The sequence below is a fragment of the Catenibacterium sp. RTP21428st1_D7_RTP21428_210409 genome (genome assembly GCF_040227455.1).
In the GTDB taxonomy this organism is placed as follows: domain Bacteria; phylum Bacillota_I; class Bacilli_A; order Erysipelotrichales; family Coprobacillaceae; genus Catenibacterium; species Catenibacterium mitsuoka_A.
On sequence record NZ_JBEHVX010000087.1, the window covers coordinates 1 to 10,009 of the forward strand.

9 protein-coding genes are annotated in these 10,009 nt (G+C 30.0%); 8 read left to right on the forward strand and 1 reads right to left on the reverse strand.

Annotation, left to right across the window (positions count from 1 at the left end; all coding sequences use genetic code 11):
• Positions 1 to 106: 106 nt before the first annotated feature.
• A complete protein-coding gene (locus tag ABUA27_RS10665; RefSeq protein ID WP_006505079.1) occupies positions 107 to 493 on the reverse strand; it encodes a MerR family transcriptional regulator in 387 nt (128 codons plus the stop codon).
• A gap of 233 nt (positions 494 to 726) precedes the next feature.
• Here ABUA27_RS10665 and ABUA27_RS10670 point away from each other — a divergent pair, with 233 nt between their 5' ends.
• The 8 genes from ABUA27_RS10670 to ABUA27_RS10705 all read left to right on the forward strand — a co-directional run bounded on the left by ABUA27_RS10670 (position 727) and on the right by ABUA27_RS10705 (position 9,971).
• Positions 727 to 2,067, forward strand: coding sequence for an MATE family efflux transporter (locus ABUA27_RS10670; protein ID WP_129981998.1), 1,341 nt, complete (start codon positions 727 to 729; stop codon positions 2,065 to 2,067).
• Between the two features lie 23 nt (positions 2,068 to 2,090).
• On the forward strand, positions 2,091 to 4,196 hold the full coding sequence (locus ABUA27_RS10675) for an SWIM zinc finger family protein (protein WP_129981997.1): 2,106 nt from the start codon (positions 2,091 to 2,093) through the stop codon (positions 4,194 to 4,196).
• A 116-nt stretch (positions 4,197 to 4,312) separates the two neighbouring features.
• Complete coding sequence (locus ABUA27_RS10680) at positions 4,313 to 5,983, forward strand: ABC transporter ATP-binding protein (RefSeq protein ID WP_349820689.1); 1,671 nt, start codon at positions 4,313 to 4,315, stop codon at positions 5,981 to 5,983.
• Positions 5,984 to 6,102: 119 nt separating this feature from the next.
• A complete protein-coding gene (locus tag ABUA27_RS10685; RefSeq protein WP_349820690.1) occupies positions 6,103 to 6,552 on the forward strand; it encodes a MarR family winged helix-turn-helix transcriptional regulator in 450 nt (149 codons plus the stop codon).
• Between the two features lies 1 nt (position 6,553).
• Positions 6,554 to 7,330, forward strand: a complete 777-nt coding sequence (locus tag ABUA27_RS10690; protein WP_129982354.1) for a sulfite exporter TauE/SafE family protein — start codon at positions 6,554 to 6,556, stop codon at positions 7,328 to 7,330.
• A gap of 838 nt (positions 7,331 to 8,168) precedes the next feature.
• Positions 8,169 to 8,351: a hypothetical protein gene (locus ABUA27_RS10695; protein ID WP_349820691.1), complete on the forward strand. Its 183-nt coding sequence runs from the start codon at positions 8,169 to 8,171 to the stop codon at positions 8,349 to 8,351.
• Positions 8,352 to 8,534: 183 nt separating this feature from the next.
• The gene (locus ABUA27_RS10700) at positions 8,535 to 8,870 is read left to right on the forward strand and encodes a LytTR family DNA-binding domain-containing protein (RefSeq protein WP_349820692.1); all 336 of its coding nucleotides are present in this window, start codon (positions 8,535 to 8,537) and stop codon (positions 8,868 to 8,870) included.
• Positions 8,871 to 9,302: 432 nt separating this feature from the next.
• Positions 9,303 to 9,971, forward strand: coding sequence for a hypothetical protein (locus ABUA27_RS10705; protein WP_349820693.1), 669 nt, complete (start codon positions 9,303 to 9,305; stop codon positions 9,969 to 9,971).
• Positions 9,972 to 10,009: the final 38 nt, after the last annotated feature.

Below are 10,009 nucleotides of genomic sequence, written 5' to 3' on the forward strand. Positions count from 1 at the left end.
ACAGATTTAAAGGTGCTGTTTCCAAGACCCCCAAATATTTAGAGCGAAGGTCTGACCCCCACAAAAATTAAAGACCCCAAAAAATCCTCTCTGTAACACGAGAGGATTATTTTTTGTGGATATCTTCTGTACCTGCTTTTATAGCAGTTTCATAATACCAGAGTTTATGATCAATTGTTTCTAGTTGTTTTTCTAATTGTCGCATTTCTTCTAATACAATCTCTTTTCTTCTCACAAAGAGTTGATAACGTTCTTCTAATGATTCATCACCACGTTTAACCATTTCTACATATTGTTGCATTTCAGAAATACTCATACCTGTATTCTTGAAACATTCAATAATACGCAGCATAGAAATATCTTTTTCTTTAAAAATACGATAACCTGATTCATTCTTTTCTAAGAAAGGAATGAGACCCATCTTATCATAATAACGAATAGTAGAAACAGGTAAAGACATCATTTCTGATACCTGTTTAATTGTATAAGTCATCCAATCACCCCGTTAATAGTATAAGAAATAATAGGAAATTATGCAAGAAATTGAGTCATGACAAAGTCACTATATATTTTCCTGTAAATGTGTGACTATTATTGCTGAGATAAAATAAAAATATAGGTAAAAGACAACAAATGGGCGTTGGAAAACCTATATTTTTTATTGACTTTTGCAATTACATAGTATATAACCTAATGATACTATTCAGATTACAAAGGGGGACTTATATGGAAAATAACGTTACATCAGGAAATATATTAAAACATATCGCATTTTTTGCGATACCTTATCTATTATCTTATTTCTTACAGACACTCTATGGTATGGCTGATTTATTTATCATTGGGCAATTTAATGCGGTAGATGGAATTACAGCTGTTTCTAATGGAAGTCAGGTCATGCATATGTTGACAGCAATTCTTGTAGGACTGGCTATGGGGGTTACTGTTTCTATCAGTCATGCAGTTGGCGCTAAGAATCATACATTAGTAGAAAGAACGATAGGTAATACAATTACACTCTTTGCATGCATTTCTATCATTTCTACTCTTCTGTTGCTTATTTGTGTAAAACCACTTGTTGTGTTACTCAATGTACCACAAGAAGCAATGACTGGAACTGTACAGTATCTTGTTATATGTTTTATAGGAATTCCTTTCATCACCGCCTATAACATCATCAGTTCTATATATAGAGGCTTAGGAGATTCTAAAAGCCCTATGTATATTATTGCGATTGCCTGTTTATTAAATATTATCTTAGACTATATCTTTATTGGATTATTTCATATGGGACCAATAGGGGCAGCACTTGGAACCACTATATCACAAAGCGTGAGTGTTATTATCGCACTCATTTCGATGAAATATCGTACTTCTGACATTCATATCAAAAAAGAAGACCTTCATCTTCAATCTCAGGTATTTAAACATATTCTAAAAGTAGGCTTTCCTGTCGCAATACAGGATGGATGTATTCAGATTGCCTTTATAATCATTACTATTATAGCGAATAGCCGTGGATTAAATGATGCCGCTGCAGTAGGTATTGTAGAAAAGATGATCACTGCCATCTTTATTATTCCTTCTACAATGCTTGCGACTGTATCAGCTTTATCTGCACAAAATATCGGTGCCAAAGACTACGGACGTGCTCGTACAGTATTAAAATATGCGGTTATAATTACTACTCTTTATGGAATCATTGTTGCTTTGATTGTAGAATGTGCTGCACCTACACTTCTTGGATTATTTACTAAAGATACTACAGTAATCTTACTAGGTGTACAATATATCAGTTCTTATATTATTGATACAATATTTGCAGGGATTCACTTTAGCTTTAGTGGTTACTTTGCAGCAGATGGAAAGAGTTATATTGGCTTTATTCACAATATTATTGCTATTTCATTAGTCAGAGTACCAGGTTCTTATATTGCCTCTCATATTTATCCTCATAATTTATTCCCGATGGGACTTGCAGCTCCTTTAGGATCATTATTATCAGTTATTATCTGTTTAATTGCATATCGTATATTGAAGAAGAAAGATGAATTAAGTGTGCTATAATTAATTATAAGAGAGGTACATTTATGGATAAAATAAGATGGAATCAATTGTTCACTCCAAGAACATTAAAGAGAGGATATGAACTGTACCAAAGTGGTGCAGTAGAAGACATTCAACATAATGAATATGCAATCAAAGGAAGCATATTTGACGATGATGACTATTACTCTATTGTTTATTTACGTGATGGAATGATAGAAGATATGGATTGCAGCTGTGAAAATGAAGATGAATATTGTGAACATATTGCAGCACTTCTTTATGCCTATGATCCTAAACAGACATATCAATTTCATTATTTTCAAGAAGTCTATACTGATGAAAAGTATAAATCTGTAATCAGAGATATTATTACAGAGAGTCGAAGCTATAAACAGATGATCAATAAACTCATTTCCTATAAACGTTCAATTCTTCCTACAATAACAGAAGACTCTCTTGGATCACTTAATTTGGTATTTGAAACATTCTATCTTATTTCATCTATACCTGAAGAAAAAGATGATTTCTTAGAAGAGCTTAAAAATGATTTGAAAATAATCGTTTCCTACAGTCATAATAAGAAGACTTTATTAGATGTATTTGAAAGAGAATACCATTTCCATAAGTATGAGAAAGAAGATGAAGAGTATCTCACTGAAGTCTTTCTAGAATGTTTTAATGAAACAGAATTATATGAAGACAAGTTTCGTATTGTGAATCATATGATTCTAGGCAGTGATGCTTTGAAAGATAACTGGGTTGGACGTATGCAATACTCTCGCTGGATAAGCATAGGATTAAAGATGTTGCAGGAAGCACATCAGTCCCATCAGGATATTCTTCATTTCCTTGATACACATCATAATTATCCACCTGTGTTTACGGGATATGCGAAGATATGTTTAGAAAATAGAAATTCTAATAAAGCGCTTGAAGTCGTTGAACTTGGATTAAAGTATCATCAAGAAGATGAAGATTTACTTAAGTTGAAAGAGGAGATTTCACCTTGTTTAAATCTCAATATAATGGATTGGGCAGATCAGTTTACAGATGTTATCTTAAAGCGTGGTTATGATTATTTTTATAAGAAGAAGATCAAGAAACTCTATCAGGAACCTTATGGTATTGCGGCTGTAGTAGAAGGATCAGAAGATTATCATGTGACTATAGATTTAAAGGATGAACAGGTCACTGGTATGTATTGTGATTGTCCTTATGCCAATAAAGGACATCATTGTAAGCATATGGCAGCTGTACTTCTTGCATGTAGTGATTGTGAAAATTATGATGATATCAAAGAAAAACTAGATATCAAGTTTATAAAAGAACTCAAAGAACGTATTCATACACTTCCAAGAGATCAATTAGAACAGCTCCTGTTTAATGAAATGAGATTTAACGAATCTTTACAGCAACGCTTTAATGATCTTATTGAAACAACTACAATTCAAGATAAATACTTAGACTATCTAGTAGAACTGATAGATGATAATGAAGATCATATACCAACACTTTTAAAGAAGTTGAAAAAGTATCTTCGTATCTCTTTAAGTAAACTTATATCAAAACGTGATTACAAGACAGCACATGCGCTTATTGCCTGCGCATTTTGTAAAGTCACATATTTAGATCCGAAGAAAGAAGTCTATGAAATCCTTACAGATATCCATGAGTATTTGAGACAACTTATAAAAATCTATCCTTCTAGTGAAGAAGCCTTTAATGCAGTGAAGGAACTTTATAGTGACTGCTGCCTCCCATTTTATGAAGGTGTGATTGATCCAGTACTCTTAAATGATTTTGATAGTAAGCAGTTCTATGATTTGAAGTTCAACCTTATTCATCAGAAGATTCTCTATTCATCTCTTTATGATGACAGAGAACTCCAAAAGGTTATTTATGAACGTTGGACAAAATACGGGTTGGATTTACTTATAGAATCAGGTAAAGAAGAATCAGTGATTCTTGATTACTTAAGTCAGTATGCAGATAGTGAAGCAGTACAAGTCAATTATGTTGATTACTATGTAAGAAAAGGTCACTATCAAAAAGCACTTGATATTTTAGATGAGCATACAGGTGATGCTTATGAAGTAAAAAAACAAGAAGTTATAGAAGCAATGAATCATCATAAAGAAGTATCTTAAGAAACCTATTCGCAGGTTTCTTTTTTTTTCGATTTATTCAAAAGTGTAGATTGTGTTTACAGATAGTTTTATACTTAATAAAGATATATCGATAGATAAGGGAGGTACAATCTAATATGAAGAAATATATCAAATCAAGTCTCTTTTATTTTTCTATTTGCATTATTTTGTTTTCAACAGCAGGTCTTATGTCTGTCTTTTTAGCTAATATTCTCAAAAGAATGATTGATACCTCAACCGCAAAATATATTACACAGTTTTACCATGTGATGATTCTTACTATTTTCTTTATCATCATTAATTTTACTCTTCATATACTAAGAGGTTTCTTTAAAGCAAAATTCCTCAAGAAAGTCATGTTGTCTTTGAAACATGATTTATTTAAAGGCATATTCTCAAAGAGTATCAAAGACTTCAATAAGGAAAACAGTTCAGTCTATACGAGCATATTTAATAATGATTTAAAGATACTTGAAAAGAATTATTTTGATAATCTTCTCACAATCATCTCTGACTTATCTCAATTTTTCATTTGTTTAATTGCAGTCATCTCATTCCAATTTGAACTTGCTGTCATAATCATATTGATTAATGTGATTGCGATATTTGTACCTGTATTATTAGGTAAAATATTATCCCATAAGCAGATAGATTCTATTAATAAATTCAGTGATTTGAATGTGAAGATTAAGGATTTATTCAATTCTTTTGAAATCATCAAATGTTTCCAGGTGACTCATAAAGTAATAGAAGACTTTGATCATGCAGATAATATATATGAAGAAAGTATGGAAAACTTTAGATATTGTGAAGGAATTATAGCAGGTTTTTCAACTTTATCATCACTTGGTGTAAGTGTTATGACAACACTTATATCACTCTATTTTGTCATCAAGAATCAAATTACTATTGGTGAAATGATGGCAATCACACAACTTGTAAACAATATTGCGAATCCTCTAGGACGATTATCTAGTGAACTTCCATTATTAAAGAGCACAAAACCTATTGAACTTAAATTACAGGAATATATGGATATTAAAATGGTTCAAACTGGAATTAAAATAAATGGTCTAAATCAAATCACTATGGATCATATATCATTTGGTTATACTGAAAACAAAGAGATCATTCATGATTTTAGCTATGAATTTCTTAAAAATAAGAAGTATGCGATTGTCGGTAATAGTGGATGTGGGAAGTCCACTATCGTTAAGCTTCTTTTAAATTACTATGATAACTATAAAGGAAATATCTTTATCAATGATGTAAATCTCAATGAAATTGATATGAGTAGTGTTTACTCTCATTTATCCATGGTTCATCAAAATGCACCTATTCTCAATGATACACTAAAAAACAATATTACTTATTATAATGATTATTCAATAGAACAGGTTAATCAAATTGTACATGAGGCAGGATTAGATCATTTTGTAGAATCATTACCTGATGGATTAGATACTGTCATCAATGAAAATGGGAATAATATCTCTGGAGGAGAAAAACAGAGAATCAGTATTGCAAGAACTTTATTAAAGAATACAGATTTATTGATCTATGATGAACCCACATCTAACTTAGATCATGTAACTGCAAAAGAAGTAGAAAAGAATCTATTGAACAGAAATAATACATGTATCATGATTACTCATAGATTAGAAGAAAATTTACTAGAGAGATTCGATGAAATACTCGTACTAGATCATGGGACTCTTGCAGAGTCAGGAACCTTTAATGATCTTCTAGAAAGAAAAGGAGTATTCTACTCTTTGTATAAAGGATGAAAAGTAGGAGATATTCTTGTAATGTCTCCTATTTTTTTATCTGAAGACAAAAATATAGTATCATTTATTGACTTCTTAGAGCATAAGATTATAATAATTCATAAATGAACTATCTAAATATGAAAGAAGGTAAGAGCATGTATTTCAATATAGAGTTTCCAAATAAAATGGCTCATGCATATAGTGTAATGTGTAAACCACTATGTCAGGAAATCAAATTACCACAAACAGCTTTTGATATATTGATGTTTTTATCGAATAATCCTCAATATAAGACAGCAAGAGATATTGTAGAAGTAAGAAAAATTAAAGCCAATCTTGTTTCTATAAATGTAGATAAACTTGTAAAAGAAGGGTATCTAGAAAGAAGAGAAGTGGCAGGAGATCGCCGAAAGACAGAACTTGTATGTACTTCTAAGGCAGATTCTATTATAGAAAAAGGACGCTTAGTTCAGAAAGATTTTAAAGACACATTATTTAATAACATGGATAATTCTATGAAAGAAATATTATTTAAAGGTATGGAAATCATGGAAGATAATCTTGATAGGATATTGGAGAATCAATAATATGACAGTGTTAATGACTATTCTTGTTACATTCTTTGCGGGTATGGGTGCAGGATTAGGTACTGGTTTTGCAGGTATGAGTGCTGCAGCTGTGATCAGTCCAATGTTGATTACTTTCTTAGGAATGGATCCTTATATGGCTGTAGGGATTGCTTTATCTTCAGATGTACTTGCAAGTGCAGTTTCTGCTTATGAATATGGTAAAAACAAGAATCTAGATATTAGAAACGGTTTAATCATGATGGTTTCTGTATTATGTTTTACAGTAGTAGGAAGCTATGTCTCTAGTTTAGTACCAGCAACCACTATGGGTAATTTCTCAGTCTTTATGACAATGCTTCTTGGTGTAAAGTTTATCCTTAGACCAGTTATGACAACAAAAGAATCTATGGAAGCAGTCTCTCCTAAAAAAAGAGCCATTCAGTCAGTGGTCTGTGGTGTTATTATTGGTTTTATCTGTGGCTTCATTGGTGCAGGTGGAGGTATGATGATGCTTCTTATTCTTACTTCTGTATTAGGCTATGAACTTAAAACAGCAGTAGGAACAAGTGTCTTTATTATGACATTCACTGCCTTAACAGGTGCTGTATCTCATTTTGCGATTGGTGGGACACCTGACTGGGGTGTATGGATTCTATGTGTTATCTTTACATACATCTGGGCAAGAATTGCAGCACGCTTTGCGAATAAAGCGACTCCAGAAACATTAAATAGAGTAACAGGTATTATTCTAGTTATATTAGGTGTTGTGGTATTTGCATTCTCATTGGTGAAATAATTCTCTTTTGTAAAAGATAAATTATATGATGTAACGAAAAGGACGATTAAATTAATTATGATTTAATCGTCCCTTTTTGCTTAGTTGTCTTACAATCTTTAGTGAGGGCATGTTCAATATTTAGTTTAAATGAGATGACTATTTCTTTTGTTTTTATATTAAAGAATAAATATATTATCGGGGCATAGAGAACTATTCCGAGGGGTAAAATTCCTAAAAAATCATATTGTAAAAATGTGATAGAAGATAATATAAAAGTCAATTGACATAAATCTCCAGAATATTCATAAAAAGAGAAACGAGTTACTAGTACAGTAATAAAATAAATAAAAAAGTAAAACAAGACTGTTTTATCTAGTAATGTAACATAAGATAAATGTATACTTATTCTGTAATAAATAAAGAATATAATTAGCAGTAATAAACTACCCACTATAAGGACGTTTGAAAACTCATTGAATTGAATAATATAATTTGTTGTGTCAAATGCAACTGATGGCACTATGTAAGTAAGATAATATTTTTCTTTCAAATATATGGAAACAGATACTACAACTATAAAAAAGCAAATCTTTGTGAAAAAATACAACCTTTTCATCATTTTGTCTACACCTCCTATATAATTCATTTTTAGTATATTGGATCTAATCTATATTTCAATATGAATGAACTAAAAGGTAAATTTCTAATCTAAATGGTTCATGTGCCATTCATATTAGAATTATTCCGTTTGTGGTACCAGTGTTGAAAAAAGTGATTGATTTTTTTAAGATGTAAACAGGTGATAGGATTGTTTGATTGATTAGAAAACACTTTAGGTGAAAGGAAGATTAATATAATGAAAATTGCGATAATAGATGATGATTCTATTTTTATGGATGAAGTTAAGGATATTATAGGTGAAAGGATTAATAAAATAGGTATAAATGATTTTTCAATCTCTACATTTTCTTCACCTGAGCAGTTATTGGTAGACATTCATTCATTTGATTTGCTTATTATAGATGTTGAAATTAATTAATATAATGGAATCAGTATATGCAATCAAATTAGAAAATTTAATACTGACATTATTATTATGTTTATTAGTTCTTACACAACATATGTATTTAATTCCTTCACTGTTTCACCATTTTCGTATATTTTAAAGAAGGATTTGAATAATAAGGGAATATCCGAAATTGATCGTTGTCTGCAATTTTATATGAATAAAAATAAAACAATTAAAATCTCATCATTCGGCATTGAATATTCTCTTGTTCAAAGAGATATCAAAGTCATTTCTAAAATAAGTGACAAATGTGTTTTTTATTACAACGATAAACAATTTGAAGCAAGAATGAACTTAAAAGATATACTTATGGATCTTTCACCATTTTTTGTTCAGATCAATAAATCTGATATTATAAATTTGAATTTTGTATCTGATATTCATAAAGATGAAATAACTTTAAATAGTGAAGAAAAGTATTATATCAGCCGTAGAAAGATAAAAGACATTCATGAAAAGTGGATGCAATTTTTGAGGGATGGAGGATAAGGTTATATTATGGGGGATTTTGTTGTTAACTTTTTTGAATCGTTAGGATATGTATATTTTGTATCACAATGTATAAACAGAAACGAAAAATACAAACTTTTACATAGTTATTTTTTATTTATAGCATCATTGGTTATTTTAACAGTGTCATCATATCTTACTCATATTGATCAGATTTCACTATTTCTTATCAATGCTATCGCATTTTTAATATGTTACTGGTATTCTAGTAATTCCTCTATTGAAATTATATTCTTACTACTATATGTTGAAACATTAATTATCATCTCAAATATATTTTCATTATTTCTGTTTCAAAATATATTTCATACAAGTATATCACTTATTTTTTCAACGCCTCGATTACTCATTTTAACTTCGTTATTCAGCAAGCTGTTATTTTGTTCATTGAGTTTCTTTTCTGCTAAGATTATGAAGAAAAGAAATTTTGCCTTTAGCAAATCCTTGCTCATATTAGTTATTATCATTTCTATTTCTTTTTTCACCTTAGCATATAGCTTTACAAATTTAGTGTCTAATCGTGTTGACCAACAAACATATTTTATATTCTTGATTAGTTTATCTGTTTTGTTGGTTCTAAATTATGTGTTATACAACATTTTAAAAGAAGAAAATTACAAACAGATGATAAAAAATATTCAATATTCTGAATTCGAAAATATGAAATTTTTCATTGAGGCAACAAAAAGTATTAATGATGAAAATAGAAAATTAAAACATTGTCTAGAAAATGTTCTTCTTATTTTAAATAAAGAGAAGCAAAATCAGAACATAAAAAATATTTGCTTGAAACTACAAAATATCAAAAATAATACACAGTTTATAGAAACAGAAAACAATGTTATTAACAATATTTTTAACACGGTAATGCTTGTTTACAAAGATAAGAATATTCAATGGAATTTATATCTGGAAAGCAGTCTTTTAGAAATTGAATCCCTTGATTTAGCAATCATTTTAGATTCATTGCTTAAACTTGTTATTGAGAATATTGATACCAACAAAGAAGTTGTATTCAAAACTAGAGAAAAATCAAAGTTTTATTTGAATACCCACAAACCACAGGTTAGTGAAAATTAAATTTCATAAGCACCGATTAAACGGCGTTCATGAAGCTG